This is a genomic window from Azonexus caeni (assembly GCF_048146105.1).
Taxonomy (GTDB): domain Bacteria; phylum Pseudomonadota; class Gammaproteobacteria; order Burkholderiales; family Rhodocyclaceae; genus Azonexus; species Azonexus aromaticus_B.
This window is the reverse complement of the sequence record NZ_JBKJAD010000016.1, coordinates 13273-33674: the sequence shown is the minus strand read 5'-3', so window position 1 is coordinate 33674 and position 20402 is coordinate 13273. Positions and strand designations below refer to the sequence as shown.

Below are 20402 nucleotides of genomic sequence, written 5' to 3'. Positions count from 1 at the left end.
AAATGGCTGATTACAAAGAGACGCTGAATCTTCCCGATACCCCGTTCCCGATGCGCGGCGACCTGCCCAAGCGCGAGCCGAAGTGGGTGGCACGCTGGCAAGAGAAGCAGCTTTACCGGAGGATTCGCGAGATTTCTGCCGGGCGGCCGAAGTTCATCCTGCACGACGGCCCGCCCTATGCCAACGGCAGCCTGCATCTGGGCCACGCGCTGAACAAGATTCTCAAGGACATCATCGTACGTTCGAAGACGCTGGCCGGCTTCGATGCGCCTTACGTGCCCGGCTGGGATTGCCACGGTCTGCCGATCGAGCACAAGGTCGAGGTGACGCACGGCAAGAACCTGCCCGCCGACAAGGTGCGCGAACTGTGCCGCGCCTACGCGGCCGAACAGATCGAAATCCAGAAGGCCGGCTTCATTCGTCTCGGCGTGCTGGGGGAATGGGACAATCCCTACCTGACGATGAACTTTGCCAACGAAGCCGGCGAAATCCGGGCGCTGGCCGAAATCGTCAGGAAAGGCTACGTATTCAAGGGCCTGAAGCCGGTGAACTGGTGTTTTGACTGCGGTTCGGCGCTGGCCGAGGCGGAAGTCGAGTATGCCGACAAGAAATCGCCGACCATCGACGTGGCCTTTCCGGTCGACGCCGCCGACGGGCAAAAACTGGCGGCTGCCTTCGGCCAGCCGGCGCTGACGAAACCGGCGTTCGCGGTGATCTGGACGACGACGCCGTGGACCATTCCGGCCAACCAGGCGCTGAACATCCATCCCGAACATGACTATGCGCTGGTCGATACCGGCGAGCGGCTGCTGGTGCTGGCCGCCGAGCTGCTTGAGGCCTCGCTACAACGCTACGACCTGCAAGGCAGCGTGTTGGCCACCGTGCAGGGCAAGGCGCTGGCAGGGCTGCGCTTCCGCCACCCGCTGTACGATCGCGAGTCGCCGGTCTACCTCGCCGACTACGTCGGGCTGGATGCCGGTACCGGCGTCGTGCATAGCGCGCCGGCGCACGGCGTCGATGACTTCAATACCTGGCTCGCTTACGGGCGCGGCAACGACGAGATCCTTTCCATCGTCAAGGGCGATGGCGTCTATGTGGACGACCTGCCTTTCTTTGGCGGCATGTCGATCTGGAAGGCCAATCAGGCGGTCTGCGACAAGCTGACCGAAGTCGGCTGCCTGCTCTCGCACGGCAATATCAGCCATAGCTACATGCACTGCTGGCGGCACAAGACGCCGGTGATCTACCGCGCCACGGCGCAGTGGTTCGTCGGCATGGACAAGGTGGCCAGCCAACCGGCGCAAACCGGGCACGGCGGAGAAGGGGAGACCTTGCGCGAGATCGCGTTGCGCGGTGTCGAGGCGACCGAGTTCTATCCCGGCTGGGGCAAGCCGCGCCTGCACAACATGATCGCCAACCGGCCGGACTGGTGCATCTCGCGCCAGCGCAACTGGGGCGTGCCGATTCCCTTCTTCATGCACCGGGAAACCGGCGAACTGCATCCGCGTACCGTCGAACTGATGGAAGAAGTGGCCAAGCGCGTGGAAAAGGAAGGCATCGAGGCCTGGTTCAAGCTCGACGCCGCCGAACCGCTGGGGGCGGAAGCCGAGCAGTACGAGAAGATCAGCGATACGCTCGACGTCTGGTTCGATTCCGGCACGACGCACTGGCATGTGCTGCGCGGTTCGCACAACGACGGCCATGCCAGCGGTCCGCGCGCCGACCTCTACCTGGAAGGCTCCGACCAGCATCGCGGCTGGTTCCATTCGTCGCTGCTTACCGGCGCGGCGATCGACGGTCATCCGCCGTACAAGGCGCTGCTGACGCACGGTTTCACCGTCGACCAGCAGGGGCGCAAGATGAGCAAGTCGCTCGGCAACACCATTCTGCCGGAGGAAGTCACCGACAAGATGGGCGCCGACATCCTGCGCCTGTGGGTTGCGTCGACCGATTATTCGGGCGAACTGGCGATGTCCAAGGAAATCCTGGCACGCGTCGTCGAAGGCTACCGCCGCATCCGCAACACGCTGCGCTTCCTGCTCGCCAATATTTCCGATTTCGACGCGTCGACCGCAATGCTGCCAGTCGATAACTGGCTGGAGATCGACCGCTATGCGCTGGCACTGACTCGCGCTCTGCAGGATGGCGCGCGCGCCGATTATGATCGCTACGAGTTCCACCGCGTGGTCCAGGCGCTGCAGACCTTCTGCTCGGAAGACCTCGGCGGCTTCTACCTCGACATCCTCAAGGATCGCCTATACACGACGGCGCCGCAGTCGCTCGCCCGGCGTTCGGCGCAATCGGCGCTGTGGCACATCACCCAGGCCTTCGTCCGCCTGCTGGCGCCGATCACCTCGTTTACCGCAGAGGAAGTCTGGGCCGTGCTGAGCGGTGACGAGGACGATTCGGTGATGTTCCAGCAGTGGCATGAGCTGCCGGAACAGCCTGGCGAGGCCGAGCTGCTGGCCAAGTGGGCGATCGTTCGCGAAGTGCGCAACGACGTCACCAAGGCGCTGGAGGCCCGTCGCGAGGCCGGCGAGATTGGTGCCGCGCTGCAGGCGGGAGTCGAAATCCGCTGTGCCGGCGACAAGTTCGCGGCGCTGTCGGCGCTGGGCGACGACCTGAAGTTCGTCTTCATCTGCTCGGCGACCACGCTGATCGAATCCGCCGAGGAATCGGTGACTGCCACGCCGCTGGCCCACGCCAAGTGCGAACGCTGCTGGCACGTGCGCGAAGACGTCGGCGCCGATCCGGCGCATCCCGGTCTGTGCGGGCGCTGCGTCAGCAACCTGCACGGCGACGGCGAGGTGCGCACGCATGCCTAAGGCGCAGCACTGGTATGCGCTGGCGGCGCTGATCGTCGTTCTCGATCAGCTCGCCAAGTGGGTCGTGCTCAATACGCTGAGCTTTGGCGAAACGATCTACGTCGCGCCGTTCTGGAACTGGGTGCTGACTTTCAACCCGGGGGCGGCGTTCAGCTTTCTCGCCGACCAGCCGGGTTGGCAGCGCTGGTTCTTCACCGTACTGGCGCTCGGCGTTTCCGGCTGGATCGCCTTTGAGCTGAAGAAACACCCGGAACAGAAACTGATGGCGCTGGCGCTGACCCTGGTGATGGGTGGGGCGCTCGGTAACGTCATCGACCGCGTGCGCTTTGGCGCCGTCGTCGATTTCATCCAGTGGCACGCCGCTGGCTACTATTGGCCTGCGTTCAACGTCGCCGATTCGGCAATCAGCGTCGGCGCGCTGCTGTTGATCGTCGCTACGCTGACCCAGAAAGAACAGAAAGATAACGCATGAGTACCACCGTCCGCTCCGACAGCTACCTGACCCTGCATTACCGCGTGACCGCGCTCGACGGCGAGGAATTCCTGTCCACCTTCGACATGAGCCCGGCGACCTTGCAGATGGGCAGCGGCCAGCTCGCCGAGAACCTCGAAAACGTGCTGCTCGGTCTGAACGCCGGCGAGCATTACGTGTTCGAACTGGAACCGGAACAGGCCTTCGGCGTACACAACGAGCGCCTGGTCGAGCGCATCGCCCGTAACGGACTGCCCGCCGGCATGGAACTCAAGGAGAATTCGGTCGTCGAATTCACCGCGCCCAACGGCGCGACCTTCGCTGGTTTCCTGCGCGAGCTCGACGAAACCAGCGCCTTGTTCGACTTCAATCACCCGATGGCGGGCAAACCGATCCGCTTCGAGGTAAAGATTATCGGAATCATGTAATGCAGGTCATCCTTGCCAATCCTCGCGGCTTCTGTGCCGGCGTCGAGCGCGCCATCGCCATCGTCGAGCGCGCGCTGGAGCGCTTCGGCGCGCCGATCTACGTCCGCCACGAGGTCGTGCATAACAAGTTCGTCTGCGACGATCTGCGCGCCAAGGGCGCCGTCTTCATCGAGGAACTCGCCGAGGCGCCGGCTGGCAGCACGGTGATCTTCAGCGCCCACGGTGTTTCGCGGGCGGTTCGTGACGAGGCCGAGCAGCGCGGCTTGAAGATTTTCGACGCCACCTGCCCGCTGGTGACCAAGGTGCACCTGGAGGTCGGGCGCATGCGCAAGGGCGAGCGCGAGATCGTCATGATCGGCCACAAGGGCCACCCCGAGGTCGAAGGGACGATGGGGCAGAGCGACGGCGGCATGTATCTGGTCGAAACCGTCGATGATGTCGCCCAACTCCAGGTCCGCCTGCCCGAACAACTTTCCTACGTGACCCAGACGACGCTATCGATGGACGACGCCCGTCGCGTCATCGACGCCCTGCGCCAGCGTTTTCCGGCAATCCAGGGGCCGAAGAAGGACGACATCTGCTACGCCACGCAGAACCGCCAGGACGCGGTCAAGGCTTTGGCCGAACAATGCGATCTGGTCGTCGTCGTCGGCAGCCCGAACAGTTCGAACTCCCGACGCCTGAAGGAAGTCGCCGCCGGCCGCGGGATTGACGCCTACCTGATCGACAGCGCCGCAGAAATCCACGAGGCCTGGCTGGTCGGCAAGCAACGCATCGGCGTCACCGCCGGTGCCTCGGCGCCGGAAGTCCTGGTCCAGCAGGTGGTTGACCGCCTGGGCCAGCTAACTGGCGCGGCGGTGGGGCAGTTGCAGGGCGTGGAAGAAGGCGTTTCGTTCGCCCTGCCGAAAGAACTTGCCTGAAGGCCCTGAGGGATCAGGAGTATGGACAGACAGTCGTTCAGCGTGCCAGTTTGCCCATGGGACGAGCGCTGACCAGTTGCTCGATCTTGTCGTAAACAGCACCGCATTTCGGGCACTCATAGGCCGGAATGTGGCTTTCCGAAGCGAGCCGGATGTGCTCGCATTTGAGACACTTGCGACCGACGTTCGAGGGATCATGCCGAGAAGCCTGCTTCGGTTGCATGTCCTCGAGCGTCAGTTCGTTGATGTTGAATTTCTTGGTTTGCATGTTGCTTTCCGGTCAGAAAAAAATCCCGGAACATTGTAGCTTCCCCGCTTACCAGCAACCAGTCTTGGCGGCTGTTTTGTTGGCCTGGTTGTTCAGGGTCATCGTGCCACAGGTGTCCTTGGCCTGATCACCCGAGGGCGTCGCAGTCAGGGTATAGCTTCTGGCCTGGATGTTGGCCGTGATCGTGTAGCGCGTGTTCAATCCCCCTTCTGTGGTGCATCCCGTTACAGGCATCGCGCCCGCATAGCTGAGCGCGGTGGAATAGCGTCTTTCCAGTGCCTGGGCAATCTGTGAAACGCATCCCTGAGCCTGGGTACGGACGCTCTGCCGAACATAGGCCTGATAGCTCGGCACCGCAATACTGGCAAGGATGCCGATGACAGCGACGACGATCATGAGTTCAACCAGAGAGAATCCCCCGTCGCCGCGTAGGTGATGGGCCTTGGCTAGCCTGTTCTGTAAGTGAATGGTTTGGTTCATGTTTATTGTCCGATGATTTCACGCCAGGATTGACGTCCCAATACGCCGACCGGAAGTTTGCCACCGATCGATTCGCCGGGGAGATGGACGGAGAACTTTCCATCCTTGCCCACCGTGATGGGAGGCTGTCCGCTGGTGATCGGCGAGAGTCCATCGAGCGCCGACGGGAAAACGCCGTTAACCTTGTCCGTGCCATCGACGACCCCGTCACCATTGACGTCGAAGATACCCTGATTGAGTCGCGCGCCGCTGAACGGGTTGATCGCCCACAATGAACTCTTGCCATCAGGGGCGCAAGTGTCGCTATTGTCCGGTGTGTAGGTCGTGCCGAAGAGCGCACCTCCCAGCAGGCTGTTCGGGGTGATCATGCGTTCGCCGTTGGCGGGGAAGTCAATGTACCAGCCAAGTTGTCCGGCGCTGATGATTTCCGCCTCGGTGCCGGATTCCAGCACTCTGGCGGAACGTGCTCCGATGGTGCCGGAACTGCCGATTGCGCGAGCCCGCAACTTGTTGCTGGCGACCTCGCTGCCGTCGTCCATCATGCCGTACCAACTCTGGACATCCAGATTTTCCTGGTCGACCTTGTTGAGATTTTGGCCGGTACCGAAGAAAACCCAGGTCTTGTTGGTTTTTTGATTGCGCACAACCAGTGGCATGGCGGTGATCGGGCGGGCGTTGCGGGTGGTGAACAACTTTGCAACCGTGGCGGTTCCGCCGAGTCCCTTGAAGCGCCACAGGTTCCCCTTCAGGTCGCCGGCATAGGCTGTCTCGAAGAAACCATCCTTGTCCGCATCCCACAGATTGACGCCGGCCAGACCGTTGTTTTCGCCGGCGCCGGTATCTACCGTCGATATGCTGCCGTCGGAAAGCTTGATCATGATCAATTGCGCCTTGTCGCCGGTGCTGTTGGGACCGTTGCCGAGAATGACGCGCCAGTCGCCGCTCGCCACCTGGGCAATGATGGGCTTGCCCAGATTGTTGCCCAAGGCAGCGCTGTCGCTGCTGGTTTTTTCCCAGAGGAACTTGATGTCTGTCGGGTCGGTCACGTCGAGGGCGAATACGCCTGTACCGCCGCGTCCTTGAGTGCCAACCAGAATGGTCTTCCAGGCACCTGAGAGATAGACATCGGCCACGGTCAGTTCGCCATCCAGAATATAGCGATGTTTGTAGGTTTCCCAGTCGGCATCGGCGGAATCGTTCAGGCCGTATTTCGGGTCGGTGTAGAGCTTCAGCGTCTTCTGGGTGGCTGAGGCGCTCGGGTGCATGATCGAGAAATTGGGCAGGAAGGCATAGACTTCCGCACCGGTGTTGCCGTTGAATGCGTGCAGCATGCCATTGTTGCCAGCGACGTAGATGATCGGGGTCCGGCTCTGTTTGCTGGTGGCGTAAGCCGCATACTGGCTGGCGCCGGTGAAGCTGGCATTGCCGAAGTAAGCCGTCTGGCTGGGCGGGCCGACATAGACCAGTTGCGAGTTGACGAAGGCGGGCAGGACGCCGGCGCGGGCGCGCATGGTCCCGGTGGGTTGTTCCTGGCTGCGGTCGCCGCGCAGGTAGTCGACGACTTGCTGCGACCCCAGTGCGGTTTGCTGCGCGGCGTTCAGGTTGCTGTAGCGGAACGGTACCGAAGCACCGTCCTTGCTGACATAGATGTTGCGTGACCCCCAGGCGGGAAGCATGCTTTCCGCCGTCCAGGCGGGCGCCGTGGTGTCCTGCAGGCCGGTCGTTTCATTGATGTTGTAGGCGAGAAGGTTGCCGTTCCAGGAGCCGGAAGTGTATTGGCTGAAAATGGCCTTGGCGCCAGCTTCGATCCGGGTGGAACTGGAGCCGCCGCTGGCCGCGCTCTTGGTTTCGTTCTTGATCGCGTTCAGCGTATCGCCCAGCGCTTTGGTGAATTCATCCGGGTTGGAGGCGACGATGAATTCGCCGCGTGAATTGACTGCGGCATGCCAGAGGTCGTCAATGTTGGCTTGCCTGTCGATGCAGGTTCTGCCCGATGTATCGCAACCGGGCGCGGGCCAGGTCTTTGTGCCAGCGGTCAAGGCCGGAAGATCGGTTTTGGGATCAAGCGTCCCTTTCTCGCCAATGGAAATCCCGAAGGTGCGCATGTGCTGCCAGAATGCCGGGTTCTTGGCCGATGTCGGGACATTGTTGGTCAAGTTCGCTACCAAATCCGTCTTCCAGTAGTACATCGCCACATCGGCCAGCGTATTGGAGCGCCCGTCTTTGTAGGGCAATCCCGCCACGTACTGGTAGGACTTGCCATTCAAGCCGCTGATGGCGCTTCCATTGGTGCTGTCATTGTCTGCTCTGGCTTCGGATTTGTCTGCCGCGTCGCTGTTCCAGTAACCGTCGGTTGTCATGATCGCGAAGTTCTGGCGGCAGGAAACTTGCTGGCTGCCCGTTTCCGGTCCGTATGGGCCGGTACTCGCCGTGTCGGTGAAATATTCTCCAGCGCGACCGAGCGCCTGTCGCAAAGGCGTGCCATCGGTGCTATTGGTATTGAACAGCGAGTCAAACCAATCCTTCTTGTTGTCGCCGCGAAACAGGCCGTTATCCGTTCCAACCGGAATCTTCAGGTCTTGGCGGTTCCAGATCGTGTTGTAGCCAATGCGGTAGCCCGTACCCAGTTTGGCAAAAACCCGGCTGGCCGATGCCTTGGCCATCGTGGCGCGCAGACGGTAATAGGAATACCAGTTGGCGTAGTTTTGAATTTCCTGCTGGACAGTGCGTACCGGACCGCCGTGCGCCGTCCAGTCGAACTGGGTGATATCTGTGCGGACGCTGTCGTCTCCCGCTCCAGTCAGAGTGATTTTGCGGGCCTTCCAAGAAGCAGTTCCGTAGACGACACAGACGTCCCAGCAGCCATACCAACTGCATTGTCGCTGGGTTTGCGTGCAGGGGCGCTCAAACCGGAACTCGTAGCGCACGTAATTTTGATCGTCGGTGGCGCTGGCGTTGGGGTTGAGGAGGTAAAAACCGCTATAGCGCCAACTACTGGTGTAGTCGCCAGTCTCGCTTTTACTGACCGTTGGCCAGTCAGCACGTTCGCTTTGAAAATCGAAAGTGCCGGAGGCGGATTTTCCCGAAGGGTCGTTGGGCGCAGCGGAAAGCGAAACGTCGCCATAGGAGCTGCCGTCGTATTTGAGCCAGGGGGAATAGGTGATCAGCGGGTTGTACCATTGCGTGTTGACATTGCTGGCGCGCAGGCGAATGTCGTTGGTTAGCGTGCCATTGTAGGGCAAGCCGCTGGGAGGAGCAGCGCTCCATGTTGCCGTCGTTCCGGGCATGTGCTGCCAAGCCATCGAACCCGAATCGTCCATGATGAACATGATGTTCGGCGGTACGGGGTCGGCAACGGACAGCGGTTGCTGCGCGATATCGACGCCGGCTTGAGAGGATAGCGGGGCCAGCGCGATCGTCGCGGAGAGCAGCAAGGACAAAAAGCGATGGCGGACAGGTGTCGGGCGGTGGCTGTGCGGTGTCATGGTTTCACCTGGTCTGGCTGGAATTCGATGAGATAAGCATGGCTCAATTACCCTTGATCAAACTGCTGACCAGGGCAATGGAGCGGTCGTTATTCGCCGTGGGCTGGCTGCTGCGGGCGATGACTCGATAGGTGGCGTTCTGCGGCGAGTCGCTGCCGCTGCCGCCGCCCGTGGCGCCGTATTGCAGGGGGATTGCCGACTGGCTGGTGTCGGTGACGGCATTACTGTTTTTCAGGCCGAGGTACTGGATGAAATACTGCGGGAAAGTATCGGCTTTTAAGCTGGAATTGGTGGTCGTGGTGAGGGTCGTCCATTGGGGGGTGGTGCCAGTGTTAAATGCATTTGCCGGGATGGGCGGGCAGTTTGTGGCAGCCACGGTGCAGTCGACAATGGTGGTGTCCTTCAGCAGGTCTTCCCGGTTTGTCGAGACAATCCGGAGTTCCGCTGCCTTCAGGGCGGCTTCTGCCGCTTGCAGGGCGATCGCCCGGTCATAGAGGTTGCCGGACAGCTTTTCCTGAAGTGAACTGCCGCGAATGCCGGCGATGCCTGCCAGGGTCGCGACGATCAGCATGATGATGGCCATGATCAGGGCGATGCCGCCCTGTTGTGCCGGCATGCGGCGGGTACGGGAAGGTAGATTCATATTGCGCATGTCAGAGGGTGTTTCTGATGGCGATGACGTGGGTCACGGTACGCCGGAGGCGGCCGTCGCTGCCGACCAGTTCTGCATCGGCATTGGCCGCTTCGGTGGCAACGCTGCTTTGGGTGGTTTCGGTAACCAGTTCAAGCTCGATGGCGTTGATCAGATCGCTGTCGGCTTCGCTGGTCGGTGGCGTCGCAGCGAAGTTGGCTTGTCCGACGCGGTGGTAACTGATGTTCATGTCGACCACGCCGGGAAGGATTTCCTCGGTCAAGGTGGTTCCAGCGGGCGTTCTACGGACCCGATACAGCGAGCGCCCTCCTTCGGCGGCGCGGCCGTTGTTGCCGATGTACCAGGTGGTCGCCACGTATTGGGCGGCCTGGAACTGGGGGTTGTCCGGGTCGGAGATGACGATGTTCGGCGAGAAGGTGACGTCGGCCCCGGAAACTGCCGTGACGTTGTGCAGGCTGGCGTTGTCCATGTCGCAGATGACGACCGTTCCAGCCCTCAATGAATGGCTGCTGGTCTTCAGCGTGACTTTGTTCAGTCCCGTGAAACTGCCGATCACAACCGCCTCGCCCGTGCCTTGCAGCTGCAAGGCTTCGGTGCCGGAGACCCGTTGTCCGGTGGCGCTGCCGGTGGTGACGCCAGGGGCGCCGGTGGTGCCGTCAAAGCCGCGGATCGGATACCAGTTTCCCCACCACGTGGTGTCGAGGTCGGTGACCCTGCTGGCGGTAACCGGCCCACAACCGGTATCCCTGGCCTGGCGGACATCGCGGGCGATCAGCTCGAACGCCATGCGGGCATTTTCCTGGGATTCCGAAAGGCCTTCCGTGATGCGCAAATTCTGCTGGTTGACGCCGACGACTCCGACCACGCCGAGGGTGATGACCAGCCCGATCGCCACCGTGACCATAATTTCGACCAGCGACAGCCCGCGCATCCGGCGGGGCTGGGCGAGCTTGCGTGCCTGCTTCACAGTTGCACCTCCGTCGTCATCGTCCGCGTCGTTCCGCCTTGGACGTCGGTCCAGCTAATCGTGACGGTGCAGATGTTGCTGATGAAGGGGTCGCCGAGGATCGCGTCTTTCGACGTTGCTTTGCACTGGATGGAGCCGGTGGCGTCATCGCCGAGATTGCTCTTCAGGTCGCTCAGCCAGTCGGCTTTGCGGCCTGCAGGAAAAGCGTTCGCCATGTTCAGCGCGCCCTGACTCGACATGTCTGCGCGCATGATGTCGGTAATGCTGTAGATACTCATGATCGCCCGGCTGTTGTCGAACGAACTCTGGTTGTTGCGCAACGTCGCCATCTGCAGGCTGGCCAAGCCGAGCAGGCCGAAGGAAAGGACCAGCATGGCGATCATGACTTCCAGCAGGCTGACGCCTTGCTGCCGGAGGGGCAATGCGGTTTGCCGGGGGTAGATTGAGCGTTTCATTTAGCTGCAGGATCCCGTGGTTTTCGTGACGGAGGTTCTGCCGGCAATGCCGACGGTGATCACTCGGGTGGTGTTGCCACTGCCGGTGGGGGAGCAGGCGGTCAGCGTATCGCTGCCCGTGGTGATCGTACTGGTGCCGTCAGGGAGGAAAGTGATCCGTCCCTGGTTGAAGGTGCTGGACAGTCTCAATTCAGGATTGATGCTGCCTCGACGAAGTACCGTGGCGGTGGTGTTGATTCGGGCGATCCAGAATTCCCAGCTACCGGCGCCAGCGCAATCGGTGCTGGTGGCGCTGGATGTCCTGCAGAAATCAACCCGCAGGTTGCGCTTGATGGCTTCGCCCCGGGCTGCCTGAATGGCGCTGACAAGGTCATTGGCCTGGGCGCTTAGGCGGCTCTGCACGATCATGTCCTGAAAGGCGGGGACCGCGATCACGGCAAGTATGGCGATGATGGCCACGGCAACCATCAATTCCACCAATGAGAAGCCAGCTATAGAAAGGCGGGGGCTGGGCGGGGTTTGCGGATTCCTGATCATTGCGCTGTTCATGGCCTTTACCAATTTTCTGAGTCTAATCTATACGAGATGGATGCGGATTTCTTCTATTGCTGGCTCAGTGGTCGTTCTGCGGCGATGGATGGTTGCAGGAACGGGTGAGGGGGATGGGCTTGCTTGTCTTCGAGTGCTTTTTGTTGGGACAGCGCGCTGAATTTTCTTGTGTGCATTGTCTGATTGTGAAATAATGACGGACTTCGGTTTTTTTACAGAGATCAATTCATGGCCAACAGCGCACAAGCCCGCAAGCGCGCCCGTCAAGCTGACAAGCAGCGCGCCCACAATGCAAGTCTGCGTTCGACCCTGCGTACCGCGATCAAGAGCGTGCGCAAGGCGATCGTTGCCGGCGACAAAGCCGCCGCACAAAGCATTTTCCAACAATCCGTTTCGGTCATCGATCGTATCGCTGACAAGCAGATTGTGCACAAGAATATGGTGTCTCGCACCAAGAGCCGTCTGTCTGCACAGATCAAGGCGATGGGCGCTGCCGCTGCCTGATCGAGGCGACTCCCGGAATCATAAAAATGGCGCCTGCGGGCGCCTTTTTTATTGCTTCTAGATTGCTCTATTTTTTGCCGTCCAGCGGGCAGACGCCGTCGATGATCTGCAGATCGTTGTCCTGGGCGAAGTTGAGCATGAAGCGGTAAGCCATCGGCTCGATTTCGCCGAGGCGGCCATCGACGAAAACGGCCTTGTCCCCGTTGTAATCGCCGGGGCCGACGTAGGGCGAGTAGCGCATCTTGCGTTCGGTGCCGAACGCCGACATGACGCCGCACAGGCGTTCGGCCCAGTCGCTGGGCCGGAATTTCCTGCCATCCTTGGTCACGCCGACGATGACGAAGGTGGTCGATTCTTGAGTTGTCATTGTGTACTCTGCTTATAGGGGATGCGACCTTGCGTATCCGCGCATTCTAGCAGAAGCGAGTGGTCTTACCATAACTGCAAGCCCTTGCCGGCAGGCTGCAAAGGCGCCTTGGGCGGCCGTTCGCGCGGGCATTCCAGATGCAAGAAGGCCCATCGAGCTTATGGTCGATGGGCCTTCGGGGGATTACCCGGTGCGAATCTCAGGTCAGCCGCAGGTGCCGACCGCACCGCAGGCGGTACAGAAGTCGCAGCCGTCCTTGCGGATCATCGTGTGGTTGCCGCATTCGCCGCACAGCTTGCCCTGGGTCGGTAGCACCTTGTTGCTGGTGGTGTCTTCCGGCGCCTCGAGGATGCCCATTTGTTGCAGCGGGAAGCCTTCCTCGTCGAGCACGCCGAGCATGGCGTAGCGGTGGATGATCAGCTGGGCGATATAGGCGACGGTAGACGGCCAGGTCTGCTGCTTGCGCGAACCCGGGACGAAGGCCATGAAATCGCCGAGCGGCTCGGAGTAGTCGAGCAGCTTCCGGAGCTTCATGCCGATCCAGGCCGGGTCGATCACCCGCATGTCGAGCGAGAGGAGCTTGCACAGGCCGTCGAGGGCGCGCGGGTAGTTGCCCGAGAGCCACATCGAGTAGGGGCGGGTGACGCCGTCGGGCAGGGTGATTTCCTTGAGGCCGAGGACGAAATCCTCGCCGGTGGACGGGTTGTTGACGTCAACCGTCCAGGACAGCGTGCCGTCGGTGCCGGTCTTCGGTTCCTTGGTCGAGAACAGGGCATCCTTGACCGGCGTCGGGCCGTCGTGGCCGAGGGCGCCGAGCTGGTTGACGCGCCAGTGAATGACCTGCGCCATCGCCGAGACGACCGACGGCATGCGCTTCTTCTCACCGTGCGGCGGCATGTGCATTTCGAAGGCGTCGCCCGGCGTCTTGGCCAGGGCTTCGAGCTTCATTTCCAGCCAGCCGTGGTCGTTGGCGCGCATGTCCATGGACAGGGTCTTGGCGACGGCGCCCAGACCGCGCGGTTCGGCCGGGCCGTTGGCCCAGACTTCGAACGGCCAGGCGTGGCCTTCCTGTTCGACGTGACCGACGAAGAGGGCGAACTTGCCGATTGGCGAATCGACCATGTAGGTCCAGCACAGGTTGCCTTCCGGCAGGTTCGGGCGCCCCGGCCAGCGCAGGCTGGAGAGGACCGGCGCCGGCAGGTTCTTGATCGACAGGCGGCGGTTGGCGTCGCTGACGAAGTCCTGCGGCGACTTGTCGTCGTCAGCTTCGGTCTTGGCCGGTTCGACCGACAGGACGGAACCGAGCACGCTGTTCGGACGGTAGGTGGCGAGGCCCTTGAGACCGGCCTTCCAGGCCTGCATGTAGAGATCCTGGAAGTCTTCGTACGGATAGTCGCCCGGCACGTTGACCGTCTTCGAGATCGAGGTGTCGATGAACGGGGCGACGGCGGCGACCATGTCGGCGTGCGCCTTGGCGGAGATTTCCAGCGCCGTGACGAAGTAGTCCGGCAGCTTGCTGACGTCGCCGCCCTGGTGCTTGTACAGGCGCCAGGCGTAGTCCTCGACCGAGTATTCCTTGATCGTGCCGTCCTGCATCCGCTTCTTGCGGTTGTAGGTCCAGGAGAACGGCGGTTCGATGCCGTTCGACGCGTTGTCGGCGAAGGCCAGCGAGATGGTGCCGGTCGGTGCGATCGACAGGAGGTGCGAGTTGCGCAGGCCGTGCTTGCGGATTTCGGCCTTGACGTCGGCCGGCAGGCGCGACGCGAAGTTGCCGCCGGAAAGATACAGTTCGGCGTTGAATAGCGGGAAGGCGCCACGTTCCTTGGCCAGCTCGACCGAGGTCAGGTAGGTCGTGTCGCGCATGAACTCGCTGATGCGGGCGGCCATGGCGCGGGCTTCCGCCTTGTCGTAGCGCAGGCGCAGCATGGCCAGCGTATCGCCCAGGCCGGTGAAGCCGAGGCCGACGCGGCGCTTGTTGGCGGCTTCCTGCTGCTGGCGTTCGAGCGGCCAGTGGGTGGCGTCGAGGACGTTGTCGAGCATGCGGGTGGACACGCGGCAGACTTCGGCGAAGGCGTCGAAGTCGAACTCGGCCTTGCTCGAGAAGGCGTCGCGCACGAACAGGGTCAGGTTGATCGAACCCAGGCAGCAGCAGCCGTAGGGCGGCAGCGGCTGTTCGGCGCAGGGGTTGGTGGCCTCGATCACTTCGCAGTAATTGAGGTTGTTGTCCTTGTTCATCCGGTCGAGGAAGAGGATGCCCGGCTCGGCGTGATCGTAGGTGGATTTCATCACCTGGTCCCACAATTCGCGGGCGCGCAGCTTGCGGTAGACCCAGGTGCCGTCATCGCGCTGGTAGGCGCCGGCCGCCTTCATGTCGGCGTTCGGTTCGGCGCGGTGCGCCAGCTCGACGTCGCCGTCGACGTCAACGGCGTGCATGAAGGCGTCGGTGACGCCGATCGAGATGTTGAAGTTGGTCAGGTCGCCTTTGTCCTTGGCGTGGATGAATTCCTCGATGTCCGGATGGTCGCAGCGCAGCACGCCCATCTGGGCGCCGCGGCGGGCGCCGGCGGATTCGACGGTCTCGCAGGAGCGGTCGAAGACGCGCATGTAGGAGACCGGGCCGGAAGCGCGCGACTGGGTGCCCTTGACGCGGGCGCCCTGCGGGCGGATCGACGAGAAGTCGTAGCCGACGCCGCCACCGCGGCGCATCGTTTCGGCGGCCTGGGCGAGCGCGGTATAGATGCCGGGGCGGCCTTCGACGTTTTCAACGATGGAGTCACCGACCGGTTGCACGAAGCAGTTGATCAGCGTCGCCTGCAGGTCGGTGCCGGCGGCGGAGTTGATCCGCCCGGCCGGGATGAAGCCGTTTTCCTGGGCCCACAGGAAGCGCCCTTCCCAGTGCGCGCGGTCGGCTTCCTGCTCGACCTGGGCGAGGGCCCAGGCAACGCGTTTGCGCACGTCGTGGACGTTGGTTTCCTTGCCCTTGGCGTACTTTTCGATGAGCACCTCGCCGGAGATTTCCTGCTCGGGCAGCGGCGCGAATTGCGGCGGTGCAGGAATGTCGGTCAACGACAACTGCTCGGCGATTTTGCTCATTGAAAGCTCCTCTCGGTAGGTGTTATCTGGTTTGGAATGCCCGGTAATCTACTAGATATAGTGTATGCGGGCAATACGTTGACTAGATGCGGTGTTTTCTGCATCGCCTCGGGGTGCTGCCGTCATCGCCGGAAAAAGCCCGAAAAAACAAGGCGCCGACCGCTTTCACGGTCGGCGCCCAAGGCTGGAAAAATAATTTTCAGAGGGCGAGCAGCGTCTGCGCGTGGTGCGCCATCATCCATTCCTCGTTGGTCGGCACGACCAGCACATCGACGCTGCTGTTGCCGGCGCTGATCACGATGTCGTGACGGGCGTTGGCTTCCGGGTTGACGCGGATGCCCAGCCATTCCGACTGCAGGCAGACGCGGCGGCGGACTTCGGCGGCGTGCTCGCCGATGCCGCCGGTGAATACCAGCGCGTCGAGGCCGCCGGCGGCGGCGGCGAGCGAACCGAGTTCGCGGGCGATGCGGTAGCAGAACAGTTCCACCGCTTCGTGCGCTTCCGGCTTGCTGCTGGCGAGCAGGGTGCGCATGTCCTGGCTGATGCCGGAGACGCCGAGCAGGCCGGATTCCTTGTACAGGATGCGGGTCATGTCCTTGACCGTGAAGCCCTTGGTCTCCATCAGGTGGAGGATCAGGCCGGGGTCGAGGTTGCCGCAGCGGGTACCCATCATCAGGCCGTCGATGGTCGAGAAGCCGAGCGTCGTCGCGACGCATTTGCGATTGACCATCGCCGCCATGCTGGCGCCGTTGCCGAGGTGGGCGACGACGACGCGGCCGTTGGCGCGGTGCGAATGCTGCGGCAGGGCGCGGGCGATGTATTCGTAGGAGAGGCCGTGGAAGCCGTAGCGCTTGATGCCCTCGGCGGTCAGCGCGCGCGGCAGGCCGAAGAGCTGGGCGACATCTGGCTGGCTGCGGTGGAACGCGGTGTCGAAACAGGCGATCTGCGGCACTTCCGGCAACAGCGCCTGCAGCGCCTTGATCCCGGCGACGTTGTGCGGTTCGTGCAGCGGCGCCAGCGGGATGAAGCTTTCCAGGTGGCCGAGCACCGTGGTGTCGACGATGATCGGCTTCGAGTAGCGCTCGCCGCCGTGGACGACGCGGTGGCCGACGGCGACGATCTGCCAGCCGGTGTAGGTGGCGAGGAACCACTGCAGCATGGCGTCGAGCGCCGCGCTGTGGCTGACCGCGTCGCCGGCGATGGCCTGGTTGGCGATGCGTTCGCCGGCGCGGTCGTGGGCGACCAGCTTGGTGGCATTGGTGCCGATGCCATCGATCTGGCCGGAGACTTCGGCCTGCGGCGAGATCGGATGGTCGAGCGGGAACAGCGCGAACTTGATCGACGACGATCCGGCGTTGATGGTCAGGATGCCTTGCTTCTTTTGGCTCATGCGTTTTCCTTGGCGCGTTTGGCGTGGGCGACCAGAGCGGCGATGACGCAGGACGCGGTGCGCGTCTCCGCCGTATCGGCGCGGCTGGTCAGGACGATGGGAACCTTGGTGCCGAGCACGATGCCGGCAGTCAGCGCGTTGGCCAGGTATTCGAGCTGCTTGGCCACCATGTTGCCGGATTCGAGATCGGGAACGACGAGGATTTCGGCATGGCCGGCGACCGCCGACTTGATGCCCTTGGTCTTGGCGGCGACGATCGACACCGCGTTGTCGAAGGCGAGCGGGCCGTCCAGCAGGCCGCCCTTGATCTGTCCTCGGTCGGCCATCTTGCACAGGGCGGCGGCGTCGAGCGTGGACTGGATCTTCGGGTTGACCGTCTCGACCGCCGAGAGGATCGCCACCTTGGGTTCCGGGATGTCGAGGATGTGGGCGAGGTCGATCGCGTTCTGGATGATGTCGACCTTTTCCTCCAGCGTCGGCGCAATGTTGATCGCCGCGTCGGTGATCAGCAGCGGCCGGTGGTAGGTCGGCACGTCCATGACGAAGACGTGGCTGATGCGGCGGTTGGTGCGCAGGCCGTTGGCGCGGGCGACCACCTCGCTCATCAGTTCGTCGGTGTGCAGGCTGCCCTTCATCAGCGCCTCGGCGTCGCCGGTCTTGATCAGCGACACGGCGAGCGCCGCCGAATCGTGGCTGTGCGCGGCATTGACGATGCGGATGCCGGACAGGTCGATGGCGAATTCCTCGGCAACGGCGCGGATCTTGGCTTCCGGACCGACCAGGATGGGTTCGATGATGCCGGCCTGGAAGGCGATCACCGGCCCGCGCAGCGACTCCTGGTCGCAGGGGTGGGCGACCGCAGTCGGGATCGGTTCCAGCCCCTTCACCCGCGACAGGAGCTGGGTGTAGCGGGCGTGCTTGTCGTCGATATAGATTTCCGGCGCTTGTGTTTCCTGCAGGCGCGACATCTTCTCGCTCGGCGCCAGCACCTCCGCCGTGCCCTTGACCACCGGCAGGCCTTCCTGGTTGGTGCACAGGCAGTCGAAGAGGATGTGCCGGTTATGGTCGAACTTGTGCTTGACGGTGACGGTGATGACGATGCGGTCGCCGATCGTCACCGGCCGCGCAAAATGCAGCGCCTGGTCGACCAGGATCGTGCCCGGGCCGGGGAACTGGGTGGCCAGCACGGTCGAAATCAGCGAACCGCTCCACATGCCGTGGGCGATCGCCTCGCGGAACATGCCGCTTTCCGAGTAATTGGGATCGATCGTCGCCGGGTTGAAGTCGCCGGTCAGGATGGCGAACAGCTTGACGTCTTCCGGCATCAGCGTGCGGGTCAGGCTGGCGCTGTCGCCAACGGCGATTTCATCGTAGGTCTTGTTGCTCAGGTAATGGGTTTCGGACATCTGGCGGCTCCGGCAGAAAGGTTCAGGCGCGTGCGCTGGCCCGCCGCTCGCGGGCGGCCAGCGGCGACGGAATGTCGATTTCCATCCCCGGGTGCAAGGCCTGCAGGCTGTCGACCACCCAGAGATTGGCTTCGTAGGTGAATTCGCGGGCTTCCAGCGGGGCGCCGGTGGCAGCCTCGACGAACAGCGCGACGGCGGCCGAGCGGCTGACGCCGTATTCGCAATGGACCATCATCGACATCTCGAAGGGCGCGCCGTGGATTTCGCGCACGAACTCGTCGACGCGGCGCGCCATGGTCCGGTCGAAGAGGCCGGGCAGCGGCGGCATGAATTCGTCGGCCGGCACCGCGTCGAAGAAGGAGAGGCGCAGCACGTGGCGGAACAGCGGGTCGAGCCGGGCTTGCGGCGTCGTCGGGTCGGTGATCGAGATCACCGCCATGTAGGGGTTGCCGGACAGCGATTCGGCGAGCTTGCGCGAGGTGTAGAAAACGCGGTTGATGGTCATCGTGGGCCCGTTCCGGGAAATAAGCGAAAGGTCATTCCATGAAGACGGGGTCGGAGAAGACCAGCGTGCCGTCCTTGCGCATCATCAGGTTGTCGGCCTTGATCAGGTCGGGCAGGGCGCCGTATTCGCCGGAAAAGGTCTCCAGCGCCTGCAGCGACTCGCGTACCGTATCGGCCCAGCCCATCGGCGTCGCCGTCAGGTGGTGCAGGGCGATGCGGCCCATGTCCTGGGCCAGGTTGCGCCACATCATGCAGGCGTCGAAATAGGCGGTCGAGATCTTGGTCGCCACCTCGGCCGTCTCGCCGCTGCCGGGCAGCGGATAGAGCCTTTCGACCTCGACGACGTGGAAGGGGAAGCCGCGGCTCGACTTGCCGGCGGTGCCATGATCGGCGTAGACGATCGGGAAATGGCGGCCGGTCGGCCGGTCGGGCGCCGTGTAATAGGCGTAGTCGGTCGGCGAGGAAAGAATCTTGAAGACCCGTTCCTGGCCGTCGACGGTATCGCCTTCGACGACGATGGTGCTTTCGCCGCGACCGATTTCCTTCCTCCCCTTGAGCAGGGGGTGGTCGGGAACGGGGTCGGGAATGATCGGGGTTGTCGGTTCGCTCATGTCGTATCCGCCGCTTGGGGCAGGCGTCAGCATAGCGCAGGACGACACCGGTCGTCCCGCGCCGCTGCGGGGGTCAGGCGACGATGTGGGCGCCGGCGTCCACGTAGATGGTCTGCCCGGTCATGCCCGACGAACCCGGCGTGCACAGGAAGGCGGTCAGGGCGCCAACTTCCTCGATGGTCACGGTGCGGCCGAGCGGCGCCTTCTGGGCGTCGGATTCGAGCAGGTTGTTGAAGTTGGCGATGCCGGAAGCGGCGCGCGTCATGATCGGGCCGGGCGACACGGCGAAGACGCGGATGCCCTTGGGACCGAGGTCGTAAGCCATGTAGCGGACGGCCGATTCGAGCGCTGCCTTGATGATGCCCATGACGCCGTAGTTGCGCACGACGCGTTCGGCACCGAGGTAGGACATGGTGATCAGCGAACCGCCGTGCGCCATCAGCGGCTCCAGCGCCTTGGCCATGCGCAGGAAGCTGTGGCAGGAAACGTTCATCGCCGAATCGAAGCCGGCTTCGGACGCATCGATGACGCGGCCGTGCAGGTCGTCGGCGTTGCAGAAGGCCATCGAGTGGATGGCGAAGTCGATTTCGCCGAAGGCTTCGCCGCACTGGGCGATGACGCCTTCGAGGCAGCCCGGCTCGGCGACGTCGAGCTTGAGGAAGAGCTTGGCGCCGAGGGCTTCGGCCAGCGGCTGGGTGTATTTGGCGGTCTTCTCGTTCTGGTAGGTGACGGCGATTTCGCCGCCGAGTTCGACGATGGCGCGGGCGACCGCGTAGGCGATCGACTTGTCGTTGGCGATGCCGGTGACGATGCCCTTCTTGCCGGCCAGCGGCAGGGCGGTGGTGGAATTGCTGGAACTCATGGGTTTTCTCGCGGAGGGTTGTCGTGAAAGCGGCAGCGCGCATGCTGCGCTGCACCATGCGGCGCAGATTAGCACGTTTTGCCGCGGGCAATTGTGACGTCCATCCGCTACTTTGTTGCATCAAATGGGTGGCGGTTTCGTCATGTGGCACGGCATCGCCCGGC

At 62.8% G+C, this 20402-nt stretch carries 19 protein-coding genes; 5 read left to right on the top strand and 14 right to left on the bottom strand.

Annotation, left to right across the window (positions count from 1 at the left end; genetic code table 11):
- The first annotated feature begins 2 nt into the window (after positions 1 to 2).
- From ileS to ispH, 4 genes are read left to right on the top strand one after another with little or no spacing between them, the layout of a single operon-like run.
- Complete coding sequence (gene ileS / locus ACLIIZ_RS14560) at positions 3 to 2825, top strand: isoleucine--tRNA ligase (RefSeq protein ID WP_416693298.1); 2823 nt, start codon at positions 3 to 5, stop codon at positions 2823 to 2825.
- A complete protein-coding gene (gene lspA / locus ACLIIZ_RS14555) occupies positions 2818 to 3297 on the top strand; it encodes a signal peptidase II (RefSeq protein ID WP_416693297.1) in 480 nt (159 codons plus the stop codon). Before ileS ends, lspA begins: the two co-directional genes overlap by 8 nt.
- The gene (locus ACLIIZ_RS14550; protein WP_416693295.1) at positions 3294 to 3725 is read left to right on the top strand and encodes an FKBP-type peptidyl-prolyl cis-trans isomerase; all 432 of its coding nucleotides are present in this window, start codon (positions 3294 to 3296) and stop codon (positions 3723 to 3725) included. Before lspA ends, ACLIIZ_RS14550 begins: the two co-directional genes overlap by 4 nt.
- Positions 3725 to 4645 carry a 4-hydroxy-3-methylbut-2-enyl diphosphate reductase gene (ispH, locus tag ACLIIZ_RS14545; protein ID WP_416693293.1) on the top strand — a complete coding sequence of 307 codons (921 nt, stop codon included), beginning with the start codon at positions 3725 to 3727 and terminating at the stop codon, positions 4643 to 4645. The genes ACLIIZ_RS14550 and ispH overlap by 1 nt, the downstream gene beginning before the upstream one ends.
- Before the next feature lie 37 nt (positions 4646 to 4682).
- Here ispH and ACLIIZ_RS14540 read toward each other — a convergent pair whose 3' ends face one another.
- Genes ACLIIZ_RS14540 through ACLIIZ_RS14510 form a run of 7 tightly spaced genes read right to left on the bottom strand, consistent with a single transcriptional unit; the run spans position 4683 to position 11501 of the window.
- Complete coding sequence (locus ACLIIZ_RS14540; RefSeq protein ID WP_416693291.1) at positions 4683 to 4913, bottom strand: hypothetical protein; 231 nt, start codon at positions 4911 to 4913, stop codon at positions 4683 to 4685.
- A gap of 48 nt (positions 4914 to 4961) precedes the next feature.
- Positions 4962 to 5393 (bottom strand): type IV pilin protein, encoded by a 432-nt coding sequence (locus tag ACLIIZ_RS14535; RefSeq protein ID WP_416693290.1) that lies wholly within the window; start codon positions 5391 to 5393, stop codon positions 4962 to 4964.
- A gap of 2 nt (positions 5394 to 5395) precedes the next feature.
- Positions 5396 to 8878, bottom strand: coding sequence for a pilus assembly protein (locus ACLIIZ_RS14530; protein WP_416693288.1), 3483 nt, complete (start codon positions 8876 to 8878; stop codon positions 5396 to 5398).
- Positions 8879 to 8921: 43 nt separating this feature from the next.
- Positions 8922 to 9530, bottom strand: a complete 609-nt coding sequence (locus tag ACLIIZ_RS14525) for a pilus assembly PilX family protein (protein WP_416693286.1) — start codon at positions 9528 to 9530, stop codon at positions 8922 to 8924.
- Position 9531: 1 nt separating this feature from the next.
- Complete coding sequence (locus ACLIIZ_RS14520) at positions 9532 to 10497, bottom strand: prepilin-type N-terminal cleavage/methylation domain-containing protein (protein WP_416693284.1); 966 nt, start codon at positions 10495 to 10497, stop codon at positions 9532 to 9534.
- Positions 10494 to 10919 carry a type IV pilus modification protein PilV gene (gene pilV, locus ACLIIZ_RS14515; RefSeq protein WP_416693282.1) on the bottom strand — a complete coding sequence of 142 codons (426 nt, stop codon included), beginning with the start codon at positions 10917 to 10919 and terminating at the stop codon, positions 10494 to 10496. The genes ACLIIZ_RS14520 and pilV overlap by 4 nt, the downstream gene beginning before the upstream one ends.
- Before the next feature lie 33 nt (positions 10920 to 10952).
- Entirely contained in the window at positions 10953 to 11501 is a 549-nt protein-coding gene (locus ACLIIZ_RS14510) for a GspH/FimT family pseudopilin (protein ID WP_416693280.1), read from the bottom strand.
- Positions 11502 to 11729: 228 nt separating this feature from the next.
- Between ACLIIZ_RS14510 and rpsT the strand changes: the two genes are divergently transcribed.
- A complete protein-coding gene (gene rpsT / locus ACLIIZ_RS14505; RefSeq protein ID WP_416693278.1) occupies positions 11730 to 12005 on the top strand; it encodes a 30S ribosomal protein S20 in 276 nt (91 codons plus the stop codon).
- Positions 12006 to 12072: 67 nt separating this feature from the next.
- Here rpsT and ACLIIZ_RS14500 read toward each other — a convergent pair whose 3' ends face one another.
- The 7 genes from ACLIIZ_RS14500 to fabI all read right to left on the bottom strand — a co-directional run bounded on the left by ACLIIZ_RS14500 (position 12073) and on the right by fabI (position 20238).
- Complete coding sequence (locus ACLIIZ_RS14500; RefSeq protein ID WP_416693276.1) at positions 12073 to 12372, bottom strand: DUF3579 domain-containing protein; 300 nt, start codon at positions 12370 to 12372, stop codon at positions 12073 to 12075.
- A 204-nt stretch (positions 12373 to 12576) separates the two neighbouring features.
- Complete coding sequence (locus tag ACLIIZ_RS14495; protein ID WP_416693273.1) at positions 12577 to 15465, bottom strand: adenosylcobalamin-dependent ribonucleoside-diphosphate reductase; 2889 nt, start codon at positions 15463 to 15465, stop codon at positions 12577 to 12579.
- Between the two features lie 199 nt (positions 15466 to 15664).
- Positions 15665 to 16855 (bottom strand): acetate/propionate family kinase, encoded by a 1191-nt coding sequence (locus ACLIIZ_RS14490; RefSeq protein ID WP_416693271.1) that lies wholly within the window; start codon positions 16853 to 16855, stop codon positions 15665 to 15667.
- Positions 16852 to 18261 carry a bifunctional enoyl-CoA hydratase/phosphate acetyltransferase gene (locus tag ACLIIZ_RS14485; RefSeq protein ID WP_416693270.1) on the bottom strand — a complete coding sequence of 470 codons (1410 nt, stop codon included), beginning with the start codon at positions 18259 to 18261 and terminating at the stop codon, positions 16852 to 16854. Before ACLIIZ_RS14485 ends, ACLIIZ_RS14490 begins: the two co-directional genes overlap by 4 nt.
- Before the next feature lie 22 nt (positions 18262 to 18283).
- Positions 18284 to 18766, bottom strand: coding sequence for a hypothetical protein (locus tag ACLIIZ_RS14480; RefSeq protein ID WP_416693268.1), 483 nt, complete (start codon positions 18764 to 18766; stop codon positions 18284 to 18286).
- Between the two features lie 31 nt (positions 18767 to 18797).
- On the bottom strand, positions 18798 to 19376 hold the full coding sequence (locus ACLIIZ_RS14475) for an acyl-CoA synthetase family protein (protein WP_416693266.1): 579 nt from the start codon (positions 19374 to 19376) through the stop codon (positions 18798 to 18800).
- A 73-nt stretch (positions 19377 to 19449) separates the two neighbouring features.
- Positions 19450 to 20238, bottom strand: coding sequence for an enoyl-ACP reductase FabI (fabI, locus tag ACLIIZ_RS14470; RefSeq protein WP_416693264.1), 789 nt, complete (start codon positions 20236 to 20238; stop codon positions 19450 to 19452).
- Between the last annotated feature and the right edge of the window lie 164 nt (positions 20239 to 20402).

Bases quoted from the DNA above. Each gene is read 5' to 3' on its own strand.
- ACLIIZ_RS14550 (WP_416693295.1), top strand. From the start codon at position 3,294: ATGAGTACCACCGTCCGCTCCGACAGCTACCTGACCCTGCATTACCGC.
- ACLIIZ_RS14540 (WP_416693291.1), bottom strand. From the start codon at position 4,913: ATGCAAACCAAGAAATTCAACATCAACGAACTGACGCTCGAGGACATG.
- ileS (WP_416693298.1), top strand. From the start codon at position 3: ATGGCTGATTACAAAGAGACGCTGAATCTTCCCGATACCCCGTTCCCG.
- rpsT (WP_416693278.1), top strand. From the start codon at position 11,730: ATGGCCAACAGCGCACAAGCCCGCAAGCGCGCCCGTCAAGCTGACAAG.
- ACLIIZ_RS14475 (WP_416693266.1), bottom strand. From the start codon at position 19,376: ATGAGCGAACCGACAACCCCGATCATTCCCGACCCCGTTCCCGACCAC.
- ACLIIZ_RS14500 (WP_416693276.1), bottom strand. From the start codon at position 12,372: ATGACAACTCAAGAATCGACCACCTTCGTCATCGTCGGCGTGACCAAG.
- lspA (WP_416693297.1), top strand. From the start codon at position 2,818: ATGCCTAAGGCGCAGCACTGGTATGCGCTGGCGGCGCTGATCGTCGTT.
- ACLIIZ_RS14480 (WP_416693268.1), bottom strand. From the start codon at position 18,766: ATGACCATCAACCGCGTTTTCTACACCTCGCGCAAGCTCGCCGAATCG.
- ACLIIZ_RS14530 (WP_416693288.1), bottom strand. From the start codon at position 8,878: ATGACACCGCACAGCCACCGCCCGACACCTGTCCGCCATCGCTTTTTG.
- fabI (WP_416693264.1), bottom strand. From the start codon at position 20,238: ATGAGTTCCAGCAATTCCACCACCGCCCTGCCGCTGGCCGGCAAGAAG.
- ACLIIZ_RS14525 (WP_416693286.1), bottom strand. From the start codon at position 9,530: ATGCGCAATATGAATCTACCTTCCCGTACCCGCCGCATGCCGGCACAA.
- ACLIIZ_RS14490 (WP_416693271.1), bottom strand. From the start codon at position 16,855: ATGAGCCAAAAGAAGCAAGGCATCCTGACCATCAACGCCGGATCGTCG.
- ACLIIZ_RS14495 (WP_416693273.1), bottom strand. From the start codon at position 15,465: ATGAGCAAAATCGCCGAGCAGTTGTCGTTGACCGACATTCCTGCACCG.
- ACLIIZ_RS14485 (WP_416693270.1), bottom strand. From the start codon at position 18,261: ATGTCCGAAACCCATTACCTGAGCAACAAGACCTACGATGAAATCGCC.
- ACLIIZ_RS14510 (WP_416693280.1), bottom strand. From the start codon at position 11,501: ATGAACAGCGCAATGATCAGGAATCCGCAAACCCCGCCCAGCCCCCGC.
- ACLIIZ_RS14535 (WP_416693290.1), bottom strand. From the start codon at position 5,393: ATGAACCAAACCATTCACTTACAGAACAGGCTAGCCAAGGCCCATCAC.
- ispH (WP_416693293.1), top strand. From the start codon at position 3,725: ATGCAGGTCATCCTTGCCAATCCTCGCGGCTTCTGTGCCGGCGTCGAG.